Raw genomic sequence first — 15,160 nt, 5'->3', positions numbered from 1 at the left:
GACCATAGTCTTTCGCTTAGATGATAAGAGTTGTCCAAGTGAAGAGATGGATAAAATCGTCCGCTTGCTAAGGGATACTATTTTATTAGGAAAGATGAAAATGGATTTTCTTTGATTGAAGCGCAGAGCGGCGACTCCAGTGGGAATAGCACGAGCTGAAGATCTTGGACTGAGTGAAAGCGAGGGAAGCGGCTGAAGCCGTGCCCACGGAAAGCGTCCGCTCGGAGCGGAAATCAACACATATCTAAGTTTTGTTTTTAAAGTACCGGGCTTCTTTTTGTCTGGTTTTTTTACATAGAATATCGAGGTATATTAAGTATATAGTTTAAAGAAAGGAGTTTAACATGTTTCCTAATTTACTATTAAAACGTGCCTATTTGACTCCGGAACGCACTGCTTTACGGTTTGGCGAAGAGGCATGGACATTTCAACAACTTTATAACGAAGCCAATGAATTTGCAGAGAAATTACACGCTAAAGGAATTCAGCCCGGTATGAGGATTGCTATTTTATCAAGCTCCAATGCAGAGCTAGTAATTGCCATACATGGTTGTCTTCAACTTGGTTGTGAATTAGTTATGTTAAACGAACGTTTAAGTGAAGTAGAGCTAAACTATCAGCTTCATGATAGTAAGCCAAATATTTTACTTGTAGATAACTATGAAAGAGAAATAAATTATAACCAAAGATTTTCTTTTCATGATATTCATAACAACAAAAGAAAAGTATATGCTATGGAAAGAGATTGGCCAAAAAGTCGTACTATTTCTATTATGTATACTTCTGGAACCACGGGAAGCCCTAAAGGAGTACGTCAATCATTAGAAAATCATGTGATGAACGCAACTGGTTCCGCACTACATCTAGGTATTCATCCCGATGATTGCTGGCTATGTGTAGTACCCTTGTTTCATATAAGTGGATTTTCTATTCTAATGCGTTCTGTATTATATGGAATGACTGTTAGCCTTCATACTAAATTTGATCCGGAAAAAGTTGTTGATGAAATATTAGAGGGTGCTGCCACAAGAATGTCATTAGTAGCGGTGATGCTTCAACGGATCGTATCCGTTTTAGAAAATCGAAATCAGTATTTCCCTGATTCGTTTCAATCGATTTTAGTTGGTGGCGGTCCCGTTCCTTTGTCTTATTTAGAGAGGGCAATCGAACGGAATATACCAGTATTACAAACGTATGGTATGACAGAAACAGCTTCTCAGACCACAACCTTATCAAGTGAGGATGCTATCCGTAAGCTTGGATCTTCTGGGAAACCTCTTTTCTTTGCAGATGTTCGGATAGATGGGGAAGAAAAAATGGGAGAAATATGTATTAAAGGGCCACATGTGACGAAAGGATATATTGGAGCAGCCGAGTCTAAGAAACCATTATTGAATGGTTGGTTACATACTGGAGATATAGGTTATTTAGATGAGGAAGGTTATTTGTTTGTTGTAGATCGTCGCTCAGATCTAATCATTTCGGGCGGGGAGAATATTTATCCTGCAGAGTTAGAGCAAGCATTAGTTAAACACCCAGCAGTTGTTGAAGCAGGAGTTACAGGTCGACAAGATGATAAATGGGGACAAATTCCAATAGCTTTTGTTGTAGTAAAAGAATTAGTTTCTATTGAAGAGTTAGCGGCTTTCATGAAGACACAGATTGCCTCTTATAAATTGCCAAAAGAATATTACTTTATAGAAGAATTACCTCGTAACGGGGCAAATAAGTTAGTGAGAAGAGAGTTATTAAATTTGATATGAATAGCTTTAAAAGATAAGAAAGTATAAAGAATAGATTGTATCATTTTGTTGGGATATCAATGAATGAATAAATAATGCTACTGATTTCCGTTTCTGGTGGACGCTTTCCCCGCTGGAGGTGCCAGCTTTCACTACAATCTATATAGTGAGTAGTACTCCACTCTAAGATTAAGCATAGCTTACGCTTAGATGTTAAGAGGTAGTCAAAGTTATTATTGAGATAAAAGCGTCTGCTAAATTAGGAAAACTATTCTGTCTGGAACAAAGAAGAAAGTATATTTCTTTTATACTTGTGGAAACAAAGCAAGTAGTAAGTGTTTGCCCTATAAAGAAGTGAAATAGCTCACGAAATTCTATCATCGGGCCCGCACGATGCGGGTCAGGCAGTCGTTGCGACATGATGTCGCGTACTTAGACTGTCATCATCTTTGCTCTATCAATAGGAAATTATCTTATCTCTAATTATCCAGCCTGTTTCTGAGAGTTGAAGGAAGGCGACGGACAGACAAATGCCATAAGATTACCCAAAAAAGGGATGCTGGTTGTTTGTGACGTTCGTCACAAACAACCAGCATCCCTAAAAAGTTAATTCGGTAATCATTATTAGTAATATCTGTCCATAGTCCTTTGAAAACGATAGGGACAGGTTTGAACGTAAAGAGTTAGCCGTCTTTGCCCGATTTTTATTATGAATTTTGAAGCTTTACAATTTTATTTCAAAACCGTTCTTAATGTCTCGAGGTTTTTGTTCATCAATGTAAAATAAGTTTCTTTGTTTTGGATATCTTCTTTCGATAGCACACCTAAATTATGCAAAACCAAGCTTTCTGCACCAATTTCTTTTTGAATCACTTCAGTCAATTTAGAAGATACATTTTGCTCAAATAAAATATATTCAATATTTTTTTCTTCTGCCAAATCGATTAATTTAGTCAGTTCTTTTTGAGAAGGTTCATCTTGTGAATTTAGTCCAGCTACTGCCAGTTGTTCTAACCCGTATGTGTTAGCAATATAACCAAATGCTGAGTGAGAAACAAAAAATGTTTTGTTAGGTGCATTATGCGCCATTTCTTCAAAGTCTGCATCTAGTTGTTGAAGATCACTAACTAATTCATCATAATTTTTTTCAAAAGTCTCTTGTTGGCCAGGTGAGATCTCTACTAAAGAGTCTTTAATAGAAAGCGCAAGACTTTGACTGATTTTAGGTGACATCCAAACATGCGGGTCGATATCCCCGTGATCATGTCCCTCATGGCTGTGATCTTCTGATGATTCACTTTCGTGTTCATGATCGTGAGAATCCGTTGAAGTCGCTTCTTCCTCTTCGTGAGCGGCTTCCTCTAATTGCTCGTCTGAAATTGCATCCACAGTGGCTATCATATTCACTTCTTCATCTGCCAATGTCTTTTTAGCATTTTCTACAAAACCCTCTAAGCCAAGTCCTATGTAAAAAAACAAATCAGCATCTGCAAGTGCCATCATATCTTTTTGTGTTGGCTCAAAAGTATGTTCATTTGCGCCAGCAGGGTAGATAGAAGAGACATGTACAGATTCTCCACCGATACGTTCAGCAAAGTATTGTAATGGGTATACGGTTGTATATATTTGAACTTTCTCATCCGTATTTTGAGCTTTCTCTTCACTTTTTCCACAAGCTGCAAGGAATAATACAAGACAAAGACTACTCCATATTAAAATTCGTTTCAATAAATTCACTCCCTAAATAGTAATGATTACGTTTTGAAAAATGATAACTTCATTAGATTACAGGACTTTCGGAAAAAATGCAAGAAAAAATAGCCTTTGTTTATTTTTTCTTCAAAGGCCATTCATCATGAACGGGATCAATGCCACCTTCATGAAAAGGATGGCACTTCGATATTCTCTTTACAGTTAAAATACTCCCTTTAATTGCTCCGTGTTTTTGAAGTGCTTCAACTCCATAATGAGAGCAGGTTGGATAAAAGCGACAACTAGGTGGAGACAGTGGGGAAATAAACTTTTGATAAAAACGAAAAATAGATATTATAATATGCTTCATGTATTAATCAGCATCCTTTGGTTGAGGATCAATTTTCGAAGGTTTCTCATTCATAGCTAATTTGTACAAAAAGGTAAAGCCAAAAATACTTAATAATATTGCAGCACCTAATATCCAAAATACCATTTTTATTCACTCCAATTAAACTTATCGTTATGTTTATTGTATGAGAGTTAGAGGTATATTAAAAGAGAAAGCAACTATTATTAAAGGGAGAGTGACAATTTTATGTCAGCAGCATTAAACAAAGAACTAAACAAACAAGTAGCAACATGGTCAGTTATGTACACTAAATTACATAATTTTCATTGGTATGTAAAGGGTCCGTCATTTTTTACTTTACATGCTAAATTTGAAGAATTATATAACGAAGCTACACTTAATATGGATGAAATTGCTGAACGTTTATTAACACTTGGTGGTAAACCTACAGCAACTTTAAAAGAACATTTGGAGCTTTCAGAAGTAAAAGAAGCTTCGAGTAAAGAGTCGGCTGACGATATGGTACAAACGGTTGTAGATGATTTTGATAAAATTATGAAATCTCTTAAAAAAGGGATGGAAGAAGCAGCCAAAGATGAAGATGATATGACAGAAGATGTATTAAATGCAATTTACCAAAAAACTGAAAAACATCAGTGGATGTTAAATGCATTTTTAGGAGATACTAACGCTAACACTGCTAAAAAATAATATTTATTTAATAATAATTTGAATTTACCGATATAAAGCTTGTTAGGGAGGGATTTCTTTGGATATAAACTCCATAATGTCATCTAACTTACTACAATTGCAACAGACCGTGCAAATGAGTGTTTTGCGAAATGCTATGAACATGGAAACTGTAGCAGCAATAGGAATGTTGGAAGGCATGTCTCAATCAGCTGCAACACATCCTCATAAAGGAACCGTTGTAGATATTCAAGCTTAATAAGAAAAGCGAAAGCGCCTATGTTAGCCTCGAAAAGCGTTGGAGGAATGACAGTAAAGGCGTTTTTTGCCTTTATCTGACAATCTGAAACGACTCGAGGGGCTAGGCGCTGTAGCCTAGACAGATGATGATTAAAAAGTATATCCTCTTGCTTAAAAAACATGTGCCCTAGTGGTGCATGTTTTTTTGATTTTTGCACAAACTTCTATAAAAGGATGTGTGAAAATGACCTTGTACAAAGTGTATATCTCCGTTAAAAGTCAGCAAGTATATGCTTATCCTGAAGAATCTCAGTGGGAATATGAAGTAACAGCTACCAGAAATGAAATAAAAGTATTTGAAAAGCTTTTCTATCAGCTGAAGTCAGTGCAAAGCAGAAACTTTCTACGGGCTCATGAACCACAATTAGTAAAGCCATATCATGTGGATGGGGAAAATGATCAATATGATAGAAGACTTAAGAAAGTGTATGCATGGATTCATGAATTCACTTCAGATGACTCTAAACAATTTATCGAACAGCTACCTTATTTTCAAAGACGAAAGGAGATTCAATTATGAGTAAAAATTTAAATAGAAAAGGTAATGAAAATCCAGTAACTTATCGAAATGTTAGTTCCTTACTCAACCTATCCCCTCAAGACAAATCCAAGCAGAATATTGCACAAAATAGAGAAGAAGGAAATGAAGATTATAAAATGGGACCCCCAAAATAATAGTTACTTTTAGACTTAGCCCTCCATGGGCTAAGTTTTTTATATACATATGCTAAAATTGAAAGAAAACAAAGGGAGTCAGGATATGATTTCTTTCCAAGATTTAAATGGTTATGATGTATTGTTATCTTTTGAGCAAGGTAGCTTTGCAATCCCATCTGAACATGTACTAGTCGTAGCAAAATATAAAGGCAAATGGTTGGTGACGAAGCATCCTAAAAGGGGTTTAGAGTTTCCTGGTGGTAAGTTAGAGCAGGGAGAGACTTTAGTTGAAGCAGCAATTAGAGAAACAAAAGAAGAAACAAATGTGGATATAGTGGAGTTAGCATGGCTTGCAGAATATATGGTAATAGATAATATCCCTTTTTGTAAAACTGTTTATGTAGCGGAAGTTGGGTATATTAATAAAGAGAAGACAAACTTTGAAACAGAAGGAGCCTTTTGGTTATCTTCAGAAGAACTTACACAAAGTAATTATTTGAGCTTCCATATGAAAGATGATGGAATGAAAGCCATTTTAAAGAAGGTGAAAGAAATTGAAAGCAAATGGAACGATTGAAAAAGTTCGAGTTTATCCATCGCCCAATCCTCATATTGTATTAAGAGAAATTACATATTGGTCCTGTGGACTATGTGTCAAAGGGATGCTAGCGTCACCAAAAGAAGTAGGAGACTATGAAGGTATTTTATATTGTCGTGGTGGTATGCAAAGTATTGGTATGGTTCGACCCGCCCGAATCGCACAAATTGCTTCTGAAGGTTTTATCGTATTTGCGCCATATTATCGCGGCAATCGTGGTGGTGAAGGAAAAGATGAATTCGCTGGAGAAGATCGTTGGGATGCTATCTACGGAGTAGATATACTTAAGCAATATTGCCTTGCAGAACGGATTCACCTATTTGCATTTTCTCGTGGTGGAATCATGGCATTATGGATTGCTATTCTACGTAATGATATTACCTCTTTAGTTACGTGGGCGGGTGTGTCCGATATATATCTAACATATGAAGAAAGATTAGATATGAGAAAGATGATGAAACGAGTCATTGGTGGTACTCCAAGCAAATATCCAGTGGGATACGAAGAGCGAGATGTATTACCTCTTATAAAGGAAATGAAGACATCCACGCTTATAATTCACGGTGAACAAGATAAAAATGTCTCTTTTGAGCATGCAAAGGTTTTAGAGCATGCATTAGTAGGGAATAGTATACCAGTTGAAACCTGGTACTATCCAGAATTCACACATTTTTTTCCGAGCAAAATAAATAGACGTGTAGTAAAAGATGCATGTCATTGGATGAAAAATCAGAGAGGGGTTTTATAGTGGGTAATGTTGTAGTAACAACTGAGGCAATGAGTGTAGAGGGGAAATCTTCGTTTCCCATAGATACGAGTTTTTGGGAGGATTTGTGGGATCAATATACAAACGAGTTCCAAGAAGTAGTGATTCATTGTTGGTTGGAAGAACTAGAAGTGTTAGAAGAGTTAAACTCTCGAGCTGTTTCCGTTCAGACAGAAGGATTGATGAAAGTGATTACTATTAATCTAACGGATGAAAATAGACTCTATTTTAGAAATTATTCTGTTGATCCAAAAGGTGGTTTAAAGTGGTATACAATGTTCTTTCAAGAAGATGGGGTTGAACAGATGGAAATAGGTCATTATGGTTCTGAAATTATTCTATATAAAGTTAATGAAGAGGAAGCCGAAAAGTTTGTAGAAATATTTCCTAAAATAACGGATAGTGAATATCATGAGACTAATGGTGACTAGAATAATGCTAATTTGACTTAACCATCCTTTGCAATAAAATATACTTATTATTCTTTCTAGTAAATAAAAGCACAAATATAAAAAAAGAGCCAAATTCATAAGAATTTGGCTCTTTTATGTTTACTCTATTAAGCTAATGGTCCACCTTTAACAGAAATATCTTCAGAAACTGTACCAAACTTTTTAAAGTTATCACGGAAAGACTGAGCTAAATCAGCGGCTTTTTGGTCATATGCTGCTTTGTCTGCCCATGCATTACGAGGGATAAGGACTTCAGAAGGTACGCCTTCTACTACTTTAGGAATAGCTAATCCGAATACTGTATCTGTTTCCGTATCAGTATTGTTTAATTTGCCATCAATAGCAGCACGAACCATTGTACGTGTGTATGAAAGCTTCATACGGTTACCAACACCGTATTCTCCGCCAGTCCAACCAGTGTTTACTAAGAACACTTGTGCACCGTGCTCGTCAATCTTCTTGCCTAGCATTTCTGCATACACTGTTGCATGTAATGGTAAGAAAGGAGAACCGAAGCAAGTCGAGAATACCGGTTGTGGCGATGTAACTCCACGTTCAGTTCCAGCAAGTTTAGAAGTAAAGCCACTTAAGAAATGGTACATTGCTTGTTCTTTCGTTAGTTTACTAATCGGAGGCAATACGCCAAAAGCGTCCGCGGTTAAGAAAATAATTGTATTTGGGTGACCTGCTACAGAAGGGTCTACAATATTATCGATATATTGAATTGGGTATGCAGCACGTGTATTTTCGGTTAATGAGTTATCTGCATAGTTAGCTACGCGAGTTTCTGCATCTACTACTACGTTTTCTAGGACCGTGCCGAATGAGATCGCGTCCCAAATTTGTGGTTCATTTTCACGAGTTAGGTCGATACATTTTGCGTAACAGCCACCTTCGATATTGAACACACCGTTATCCGACCAACCGTGCTCATCGTCTCCGATTAATTTGCGACCAGCATCTGCTGAAAGGGTAGTTTTCCCTGTTCCTGATAATCCGAAGAATAATGTAACGTCTCCATCATCCCCAACGTTTGCAGAGCAGTGCATTGGTAAAATGTCCTGTTCTGGTAGTAAGTAGTTCATAATAGAGAAAATAGATTTCTTCATCTCGCCAGCATACTCAGTTCCACCGATTAGCACTGTGCGTTTTTCCATAGATACGATGATAAAAGTCTCTGAGTGAGTACCGTCTACCGCTGGATCTGCTTTAAAGTTAGGAGCAGATAGAATAGTGAAATCAGTCGTATGAGTAGCAAGTTCTTCTTGTGTTGGTCGTATGAATAGCTGATGAGCGAAAAGGTTATGCCAAGCGTATTCGTTAATAATTTGAATACCTAAACGTGATTCTTTGTCTGCTCCTGCATATCCTTTAAACTCGAATATTTCATCTTGTTTGTTTAAGAAGTTAATCATTTTTTTATATAATGCATCGAAAATGTCAGAAGAAATTGGTTGGTTTACTGAGCCCCAATCGATTTTGTCTTTAGAAATAGCTTCATCTACTATATACTTATCTTGGGGAGAACGGCCAGTATATTTTCCTGTTTCAGCTTTAACTGCACCAGTAGAAGTTAGTACTGCTTCTCCTCTTGTTGTAGCTTTTTCCACAAGTTGTGGCACTGACAATTGGCTGCTAACGTTATTTCCTGCTAACAATGCTTTCAGTTCACTCACTGTTTCGATTGAATTCATTTTGAATATACCATCCTTTTTTTATATTTCCTCTTCAAAAGAGGAAGTTTTCTAGATATGTGAATTAGTATAACACATTAGGTTCATTAGTCTATACTATTCACTTTTAATTTTTTCTTTTGTGTATAAAATACAAACAAAAATAGTTGACATCTTATACATACTTACGTATGATGATAAATTGAACGGATACTCTTATCCCGAGCTGGTGGAGGGGTCAGGCCCTATGAAACCCGGCAACCTGTAGTATTTTCATTATTACAAAGGTGCCAAACCTGAGACAAGGTGAAATTCCTTGATTGATAAGAGTGAAAGGTGCTTATGATACTAATACCTTTCCTCATGTATATTTACGTGAGTGAGAGGTTTTTTTATTGAACATCGCCCTTTATCCTTGTGTGCCAAGTCCGAAACGGCTTCAAGTTAACTTCAATGCATTTAACTTACATGTACTATTATGTGAAGAAAATGCATGAAACATTTTGAATGGCTTGACATGGGAATGAGTACCGTATCAATTCTTGAGAGAAATCTCGCGGGATATAGGAGGAACAATCTATGACACAACGTCGATTATTTACGTCAGAATCAGTGACAGAGGGACATCCAGATAAAATTTGTGATCAAATCTCTGATGCAATTCTAGATGCAATTCTAGCAGAAGACCCAAATGCTCGTGTAGCTTGTGAAACGAGTGTAACAACAGGGTTAGTATTAGTTGCTGGAGAAATTACTACATCTACTTATGTAGATATTCCAAAAGTAGTTCGTTCTACTATTAAAGAAATTGGTTATACACGTGCGAAGTATGGTTTTGACTCAGAAACTTCTGCTGTGCTAACTTCTATTGATGAACAATCACCTGACATTGCGCAGGGTGTAGATCAAGCGTTAGAAGCAAGAGAAGGATCTATGAGCGATTCTGATATAGATGCAATTGGAGCAGGAGACCAAGGCTTAATGTTTGGTTATGCTTGTAATGAAACTCCAGAGCTTATGCCGTTACCAATTAGTTTAGCGCATAAACTAGCTCATCGATTGGCACAAGTCCGTAAAGATGAAACTTTAGATTATCTTCGTCCAGATGGGAAAACACAAGTAACTGTAGAGTATGATGAGAACAATAATCCGGTTCATATCGATACAATAGTTATATCTACTCAACACCATCCGGAAATTACGTTAGAACAAATTCAAAAAGATATTAAAGAAGTAGTGATCAATCCGATTGTTCCTACAAATTTAATAGATGAAAATACAAAATACTTTATCAATCCAACTGGACGCTTTGTAATTGGTGGACCACAAGGAGATGCTGGTTTAACAGGACGTAAAATTATCGTAGATACTTACGGTGGATACGCTCGTCATGGTGGGGGAGCATTCTCTGGTAAAGATCCAACAAAAGTAGACCGTTCTGCTGCATACGCTGCACGCTATGTTGCTAAAAATATTGTTGCCGCTGGTCTTGCTGATCGTTGTGAAGTACAACTTGCTTATGCAATTGGTGTAGCTAAACCTGTTTCCATTGCTGTAGAAACTTTTGGTACTGGAAAAGTAGAAGAAGTGAAATTAGTTTCATATATTCGTGAACTATTCGACCTTCGTCCAGCAGGAATTATTAAAATGCTAGATCTACGCCGTCCAATATACAAACAAACTGCTGCTTATGGTCACTTTGGTCGTACAGACATTGATGTGCCATGGGAAAAAACAGATAAAGCTGCACAATTAAAACAAATGGCTGGATTATAATAGTATGAACAAAAAAGGCTTTCCTATAAGGGAAAGCCTTTTTTCATGGGGAATATAATAAGAATCGATCAATGGATGCTGATAATCGATCGATTGAGTCATAAAATCGATCGTTGAAAGTTATTAATCGATAATCAAGACAAATAATCAATAACAAATGTTATTTTTGAAGGGATTTATAGTATTGTCCTTTTTCTACATATTCTCGGATAATTCTTTGGACATCGGCCTTATCTTCATCGTTTAGCTCACGAACGACTTTTGCAGGGCTTCCTAGTGCCAAAGAATTGGGAGGTATCTTCTTGCCAGGAGGTACTAGACTACCTGCTCCGATGAATGCACCCTCTCCAATTTCAGCTCCATCTAAAATAATGGATCCCATCCCTATTAGTGCACCTTTACGTATTGTGCAACTATGTAAAGTGACTTGATGTCCAATAGTTACTTCGTCTTCTATGATGAGTGGATTATTTGGACTTTGATGCAGACAACTTAAATCTTGTATACTAACTTTACCTCCAATAATAGTAGGAGCAACATCCCCTCTAATTACCGTATTAAACCAAATTGTAGTCTCTGGACCGATTGTCACATCACCTGTTATTGTGACATAATCAGCTATAAAAGCAGAGTCGTCTATAATTGGTGTTTTCCCTTTATATGGATAAATCATTTAACATACGCTCCTTTTGAAAATAGATTATAATTAATGGTAACAGACATACAGTTTGAATGAAAATATATACCGTGGAAATGCTAGGAAGAAAAGAGGTTTGTTTATATGTGGAAATGGGAAACAGAAGGAAAGCCTAAAGCCGTAATAGTTATTGTTCATAGTGCATATGAACATCATAGAAGATATGCTTGGTTAATCGAAAAGTTGAGAAGCTCCAACTATCATATCGTTATGGGTGACTTGCCCGGTCATGGAGAATTAAAAAAATCAAAAAATATTCATGACGAATCCTTCGAACTATATAAGAACTACATTAAACAAGCGATGCAAGTGGCAGTTACATACGACCTACCTATATTTTTAATGGGGCATGGCCTTGGAGCAACCTTACTTATTAAAGTTTTACGAAAACTAGATATTGAATATGCGGGAGTAATATTGACATCTCCATGGCTCCAACTTCAAAAACTCCCATCCAAATGGACCAATACACTAGCCAAGTTGTCCATACCGCAGAAAATCAATCATGATATTCAATTAAATGAGTTAACGAGAAATTATGAGGTAATTCAACAATTTGTATCTGATCCTACTTATAGTACCTTTATTTCAACAGAATGGTACAAGGAGCTTCAAATACTCCTAAAAACAGTAAATCAATCGGAAATCTCTATTCCAAATAAACCAATTCTCGTTATGACTGGTGAACGAGATAAGATTACGGAGACAAATGCTGTGGCAAGATGGTTGAAGAGGCAGGAACTTTCTGAATATCAATATAAAGAATGGAAAAATTGTTTTCAGGACCTCTATCACGAACCAGAACGAGAAGAAATCTTTACTTACTCTCAGTCATTTATTAATAATGTGTTAACGGATATAGGCTATATTGTTTAAAACTAAAACTCTCTTCTACTAAATTGTAGAGGGGAGTTTTTGTGCGAATTGACATAACACCTTTTGGTTATATATAATATGACACCTAAGGGTTTCACATTTATGTAGTAAAGGAGAAATTTAAAAGTGAAAAATAATTTACCTGATATAACGCAAACAGTTTTAGTAGAAGCACCAATTCAAAAAGTATGGAACTATGTCTCCACTGCGGAAGGAATTTCAGCTTGGTTTATGTCCAATGATTTTCAAGCTCGAGTTGGATTTGAATTTACTATCCAATCACCATTTGGGCCATCCCCTTGTAAGGTACTTGAAATAGACGAACCACATAAACTTTCTTTTCAATGGGATACAGATGGTTGGATTATAACTTTTCTTTTGAAAGAAATTGGTTCTCAAACTGAATTCACATTGATTCATGGTGGATGGAAGGAAGCAGACTCTATTGTACCGAAAGCTAAAAAGTCGAATGCTGATGTTCGTGATACAATGGCGCAAGGTTGGAATGGAATTGTACAAAATAAATTTAAACAAGTAGTTGAATCTTAATGAGTGAATTGCTCAAAAAAGTAGATGTTTTTCAAGCTATTGCTGATCCAACGAGGAGAGACGTCCTTCGACTATTAGCAAGTAAAGAGAGATCCATTGCTGAAATTACTTCTAATTATGATATGAGCAGAACAGCAATTGTTAAACATCTAAAAGTTCTAACGGAAGCCGGTCTAGTCACAGGTCAAAAGTTAGGCAGAGAAAAAGTGTATCATTTAAAGCTGGAGCCATTGACGGAAGTGAAGCAGTGGTTGGACTACTATGAACAATTCTGGCATAACAAACTTTCTAAATTAAAGTTCTTAGTTGAAAATGAAAACGAAGATAAATAAAAGAAAAAACAACCCCGTCAATTATAATGACGGGGTTTCATTGTATATAAGCAACTAACTTTTTTGTGCTCTTTCTGACAATTTAATTAAAACACTTGAAAATAAGAATATTCCATTATATAGTATTAGTGTACTATATAACTAATACACTAATATACTGTTAATAAAGGAGATGAAAAATTGAAGGGATTATTATTAAAGGAATGGGCTCTGTACAAGTCGTGGCTACTTGGTTCAGCTGTAATGAGTTTGGGTGTTGTTTTCATTCTTCCGATATTATTGGAGAAATATCTAGCATCTGTTCCAAGCATACAGGAAATTAGAATGGGATTGCTGTTTATAATGCTTGGTTTTAGTATTGTAAATCTCCTAGTCCAGTTTAATAACTCGCTAAATACGGACAATGGAAAAAAAGATACGTGGTTACATAATCCAAATTCAATGCACACGTTGATTGGTGCGAAAATTTTGTTTAGCCTAGGAATATATTTTATTGGAAATATATTCATTACGACAGCTGGCATCTATTTCTTGTCCGATATGATAATTGGTAGCTTTGCTCAGATGCTTTATCTTCAAATTTTATTGCTAGTTGTATTGCTAATAGCGGGTATTATTTTAACTATTATTTGGCTATTATTTTGGACATTGTATGTAGAAGGTAAATACTGGATTGGTAAATTTTCTGTAATTCTGTCTTTAGTGGTTTTCTTGTTAGTTGTTATTTTTTTACCAAAAGTACTTAGTTTTCTTTCTATTGATAAGTTATTAATGCAAGGTGAAGTATCTTTAAAATTTTTAGGTACTTACTTACCAGAGTCTGCTACAAGTGATTTTACCCTGGATATAGGTTCAATTTATATAGTAGAAGAAATTTTTATGTGGATTATCTTTATTCTGTTATTTTGGTTCATTTGTAAATGGTTGGAGAAGGTGGTAACGAGATGACACAGCATTTCACTCGTGACAAACCTATTTATAGCCAACTCGTAGATATAATCTGTGGGGATATTTTAAAAGGAAATTTACAGCCTGGTGACAAAATGCTATCTGTTCGAGAATACTCATTGGAGGTTGGTGTTAATGTCAACACTGTACAACGTGTATATAAGGAGCTTGAGATGATGGGGCTAACAGATACTAAGCGCGGTCAAGGTACCTTCATTACAACAGAGGAAGGGCGAATTCAGCATTTGCGAGAGGATATGAAAGTTGAATTGGTCACTCAATTTATTCAGTCTATTGCAGCGTTTGGTTTTTCAAAAGAAGAAATCATTCAAATTTTGCAAAGAAAGGAAGAGAGTAAATGATTCAACTTCAACATGTCTCGTATAACTACCAAAGACAGGAAGTACTAAAGGATATATCACTTTCTTTTCCAATCGGGCAGATAATAGGTATAGCTGGGGAGAATGGCAGTGGGAAATCTACTCTGCTGAAAATAATTGCTGGTATACAAAGACCAAGAAAAGGAACTATTTCTCTTTACAATGAGTCCTTATCTAGGAGACATGCAGCTGACATAGCGTATTTACCTGATATGGATTTGTTTTATAGCTTTTATACAACTAAGGAGCTTTTCACATTCTATGCATCTCAGTTTTCGGATTTTTCTATTCATAAGGCATTAGAAGTAGCCAATTTTTTAGAAGTAGATGTAGATGTGAAATTGAAAAAGCTGTCCAAAGGAAATCGTGGTAGGGCAAAAATGGCAGCCACACTTGGTAGAAATACTGCCTACTATGTAATGGATGAACCATTTTCTGGGTTGGATCCAATTGTACGTGAATCATTGATAAAGGGACTCATTCGCTATACAAATATGGAGGAGCAATCCATCATTTTATCAACGCACGAATTACATGAAGTCGAGCCTATACTCGATCAACTAATCGTCTTAAAGCAAGGAAAAGTAATTGCCCAGGATAATTTAGAAACAATCCGTTTTGAAACCAATCAGGATGCAGTGAGCTGGATGAAATATGTAACGAAAGAGAAGGTGAATTGA

General features: G+C 36.2%; 20 protein-coding genes and 1 riboswitch. Of the genes, 15 read left to right on the top strand and 5 right to left on the bottom strand.

Features of this window, described 5'->3' with window-relative positions; all coding sequences use genetic code 11:
* Positions 1 to 344 precede the first annotated feature (344 nt).
* Positions 345 to 1,763, top strand: a complete 1,419-nt coding sequence (locus tag MKX39_RS12850; protein WP_340769773.1) for an o-succinylbenzoate--CoA ligase — start codon at positions 345 to 347, stop codon at positions 1,761 to 1,763.
* Between the two features lie 711 nt (positions 1,764 to 2,474).
* Here the strand turns inward: MKX39_RS12850 and MKX39_RS12845 are convergent.
* The 3 genes from MKX39_RS12845 to MKX39_RS12835 all read right to left on the bottom strand — a co-directional run bounded on the left by MKX39_RS12845 (position 2,475) and on the right by MKX39_RS12835 (position 3,930).
* Positions 2,475 to 3,470, bottom strand: a complete 996-nt coding sequence (locus tag MKX39_RS12845; protein ID WP_340769772.1) for a metal ABC transporter solute-binding protein, Zn/Mn family — start codon at positions 3,468 to 3,470, stop codon at positions 2,475 to 2,477.
* A 100-nt stretch (positions 3,471 to 3,570) separates the two neighbouring features.
* Positions 3,571 to 3,804: a membrane protein insertion efficiency factor YidD gene (yidD, locus tag MKX39_RS12840; protein ID WP_340769771.1), complete on the bottom strand. Its 234-nt coding sequence runs from the start codon at positions 3,802 to 3,804 to the stop codon at positions 3,571 to 3,573.
* A 3-nt stretch (positions 3,805 to 3,807) separates the two neighbouring features.
* Positions 3,808 to 3,930 (bottom strand): hypothetical protein, encoded by a 123-nt coding sequence (locus MKX39_RS12835; protein ID WP_340769770.1) that lies wholly within the window; start codon positions 3,928 to 3,930, stop codon positions 3,808 to 3,810.
* A 102-nt stretch (positions 3,931 to 4,032) separates the two neighbouring features.
* On the opposite strand from MKX39_RS12835, the gene MKX39_RS12830 reads away from it, so the two are divergent.
* From MKX39_RS12830 to MKX39_RS12800, 7 genes are all read left to right on the top strand, one after another.
* Entirely contained in the window at positions 4,033 to 4,497 is a 465-nt protein-coding gene (locus MKX39_RS12830) for a Dps family protein (RefSeq protein WP_093536784.1), read from the top strand.
* Positions 4,498 to 4,555: 58 nt separating this feature from the next.
* Positions 4,556 to 4,735 carry a YjfB family protein gene (locus MKX39_RS12825; protein ID WP_093536785.1) on the top strand — a complete coding sequence of 60 codons (180 nt, stop codon included), beginning with the start codon at positions 4,556 to 4,558 and terminating at the stop codon, positions 4,733 to 4,735.
* A 225-nt stretch (positions 4,736 to 4,960) separates the two neighbouring features.
* Complete coding sequence (locus tag MKX39_RS12820; protein WP_340769769.1) at positions 4,961 to 5,296, top strand: transposase; 336 nt, start codon at positions 4,961 to 4,963, stop codon at positions 5,294 to 5,296.
* A complete protein-coding gene (locus MKX39_RS12815; RefSeq protein WP_340763013.1) occupies positions 5,293 to 5,451 on the top strand; it encodes a hypothetical protein in 159 nt (52 codons plus the stop codon). Before MKX39_RS12820 ends, MKX39_RS12815 begins: the two co-directional genes overlap by 4 nt.
* 85 nt (positions 5,452 to 5,536) lie before the next feature.
* On the top strand, positions 5,537 to 6,010 hold the full coding sequence (locus MKX39_RS12810; RefSeq protein WP_093536787.1) for an NUDIX domain-containing protein: 474 nt from the start codon (positions 5,537 to 5,539) through the stop codon (positions 6,008 to 6,010).
* Positions 5,988 to 6,779, top strand: coding sequence for an alpha/beta hydrolase family protein (locus MKX39_RS12805; RefSeq protein ID WP_340769768.1), 792 nt, complete (start codon positions 5,988 to 5,990; stop codon positions 6,777 to 6,779). The genes MKX39_RS12810 and MKX39_RS12805 overlap by 23 nt, the downstream gene beginning before the upstream one ends.
* Positions 6,779 to 7,228, top strand: a complete 450-nt coding sequence (locus MKX39_RS12800; RefSeq protein WP_245762670.1) for a hypothetical protein — start codon at positions 6,779 to 6,781, stop codon at positions 7,226 to 7,228. The genes MKX39_RS12805 and MKX39_RS12800 overlap by 1 nt, the downstream gene beginning before the upstream one ends.
* 128 nt (positions 7,229 to 7,356) lie before the next feature.
* On the opposite strand, the gene pckA is transcribed toward MKX39_RS12800, so the two are convergent.
* Positions 7,357 to 8,943 (bottom strand): phosphoenolpyruvate carboxykinase (ATP), encoded by a 1,587-nt coding sequence (gene pckA, locus MKX39_RS12795; RefSeq protein ID WP_340769767.1) that lies wholly within the window; start codon positions 8,941 to 8,943, stop codon positions 7,357 to 7,359.
* Positions 8,944 to 9,135: 192 nt separating this feature from the next.
* Positions 9,136 to 9,252, top strand: a riboswitch (SAM riboswitch).
* 249 nt (positions 9,253 to 9,501) lie between these two features.
* On the opposite strand from pckA, the gene metK reads away from it, so the two are divergent.
* On the top strand, positions 9,502 to 10,698 hold the full coding sequence (gene metK / locus MKX39_RS12790; RefSeq protein WP_093536790.1) for a methionine adenosyltransferase: 1,197 nt from the start codon (positions 9,502 to 9,504) through the stop codon (positions 10,696 to 10,698).
* A gap of 160 nt (positions 10,699 to 10,858) precedes the next feature.
* Here metK and MKX39_RS12785 read toward each other — a convergent pair whose 3' ends face one another.
* Entirely contained in the window at positions 10,859 to 11,371 is a 513-nt protein-coding gene (locus MKX39_RS12785) for a gamma carbonic anhydrase (RefSeq protein ID WP_340769766.1), read from the bottom strand.
* Positions 11,372 to 11,479: 108 nt separating this feature from the next.
* Between MKX39_RS12785 and MKX39_RS12780 the strand changes: the two genes are divergently transcribed.
* The 6 genes from MKX39_RS12780 to MKX39_RS12755 all read left to right on the top strand — a co-directional run bounded on the left by MKX39_RS12780 (position 11,480) and on the right by MKX39_RS12755 (position 15,160).
* On the top strand, positions 11,480 to 12,271 hold the full coding sequence (locus tag MKX39_RS12780) for an alpha/beta hydrolase (RefSeq protein ID WP_340769765.1): 792 nt from the start codon (positions 11,480 to 11,482) through the stop codon (positions 12,269 to 12,271).
* A gap of 126 nt (positions 12,272 to 12,397) precedes the next feature.
* Positions 12,398 to 12,820 (top strand): SRPBCC family protein, encoded by a 423-nt coding sequence (locus MKX39_RS12775; protein ID WP_340769764.1) that lies wholly within the window; start codon positions 12,398 to 12,400, stop codon positions 12,818 to 12,820.
* Positions 12,820 to 13,152: an ArsR/SmtB family transcription factor gene (locus MKX39_RS12770; protein ID WP_340769763.1), complete on the top strand. Its 333-nt coding sequence runs from the start codon at positions 12,820 to 12,822 to the stop codon at positions 13,150 to 13,152. The genes MKX39_RS12775 and MKX39_RS12770 overlap by 1 nt, the downstream gene beginning before the upstream one ends.
* A gap of 180 nt (positions 13,153 to 13,332) precedes the next feature.
* Positions 13,333 to 14,100 carry a hypothetical protein gene (locus MKX39_RS12765; protein WP_340769762.1) on the top strand — a complete coding sequence of 256 codons (768 nt, stop codon included), beginning with the start codon at positions 13,333 to 13,335 and terminating at the stop codon, positions 14,098 to 14,100.
* Positions 14,097 to 14,462: a GntR family transcriptional regulator gene (locus tag MKX39_RS12760; protein ID WP_093536796.1), complete on the top strand. Its 366-nt coding sequence runs from the start codon at positions 14,097 to 14,099 to the stop codon at positions 14,460 to 14,462. The genes MKX39_RS12765 and MKX39_RS12760 overlap by 4 nt, the downstream gene beginning before the upstream one ends.
* The gene (locus MKX39_RS12755; RefSeq protein ID WP_340769761.1) at positions 14,459 to 15,160 is read left to right on the top strand and encodes an ABC transporter ATP-binding protein; all 702 of its coding nucleotides are present in this window, start codon (positions 14,459 to 14,461) and stop codon (positions 15,158 to 15,160) included. The genes MKX39_RS12760 and MKX39_RS12755 overlap by 4 nt, the downstream gene beginning before the upstream one ends.

The sequence above is a fragment of the Psychrobacillus sp. FSL K6-1464 genome (assembly GCF_038003145.1).
GTDB lineage: Bacteria > Bacillota > Bacilli > Bacillales_A > Planococcaceae > Psychrobacillus > Psychrobacillus psychrotolerans.
Note: the sequence above shows the minus strand (reverse complement) of the source record. Positions and strands in the feature narration are given on the sequence as shown.

What these genes read in the sequence shown, in the direction of transcription:
- MKX39_RS12820 (WP_340769769.1), top strand. Translation starts at nt 4,961, where the DNA reads ATGACCTTGTACAAAGTGTATATCTCCGTTAAAAGTCAGCAAGTATAT.
- MKX39_RS12770 (WP_340769763.1), top strand. Translation starts at nt 12,820, where the DNA reads ATGAGTGAATTGCTCAAAAAAGTAGATGTTTTTCAAGCTATTGCTGAT.
- MKX39_RS12785 (WP_340769766.1), bottom strand. Translation starts at nt 11,371, where the DNA reads ATGATTTATCCATATAAAGGGAAAACACCAATTATAGACGACTCTGCT.
- MKX39_RS12815 (WP_340763013.1), top strand. Translation starts at nt 5,293, where the DNA reads ATGAGTAAAAATTTAAATAGAAAAGGTAATGAAAATCCAGTAACTTAT.
- MKX39_RS12760 (WP_093536796.1), top strand. Translation starts at nt 14,097, where the DNA reads ATGACACAGCATTTCACTCGTGACAAACCTATTTATAGCCAACTCGTA.
- MKX39_RS12835 (WP_340769770.1), bottom strand. Translation starts at nt 3,930, where the DNA reads ATGGTATTTTGGATATTAGGTGCTGCAATATTATTAAGTATTTTTGGC.
- MKX39_RS12755 (WP_340769761.1), top strand. Translation starts at nt 14,459, where the DNA reads ATGATTCAACTTCAACATGTCTCGTATAACTACCAAAGACAGGAAGTA.
- MKX39_RS12780 (WP_340769765.1), top strand. Translation starts at nt 11,480, where the DNA reads ATGTGGAAATGGGAAACAGAAGGAAAGCCTAAAGCCGTAATAGTTATT.
- metK (WP_093536790.1), top strand. Translation starts at nt 9,502, where the DNA reads ATGACACAACGTCGATTATTTACGTCAGAATCAGTGACAGAGGGACAT.
- pckA (WP_340769767.1), bottom strand. Translation starts at nt 8,943, where the DNA reads ATGAATTCAATCGAAACAGTGAGTGAACTGAAAGCATTGTTAGCAGGA.
- MKX39_RS12810 (WP_093536787.1), top strand. Translation starts at nt 5,537, where the DNA reads ATGATTTCTTTCCAAGATTTAAATGGTTATGATGTATTGTTATCTTTT.
- MKX39_RS12850 (WP_340769773.1), top strand. Translation starts at nt 345, where the DNA reads ATGTTTCCTAATTTACTATTAAAACGTGCCTATTTGACTCCGGAACGC.
- MKX39_RS12830 (WP_093536784.1), top strand. Translation starts at nt 4,033, where the DNA reads ATGTCAGCAGCATTAAACAAAGAACTAAACAAACAAGTAGCAACATGG.
- yidD (WP_340769771.1), bottom strand. Translation starts at nt 3,804, where the DNA reads ATGAAGCATATTATAATATCTATTTTTCGTTTTTATCAAAAGTTTATT.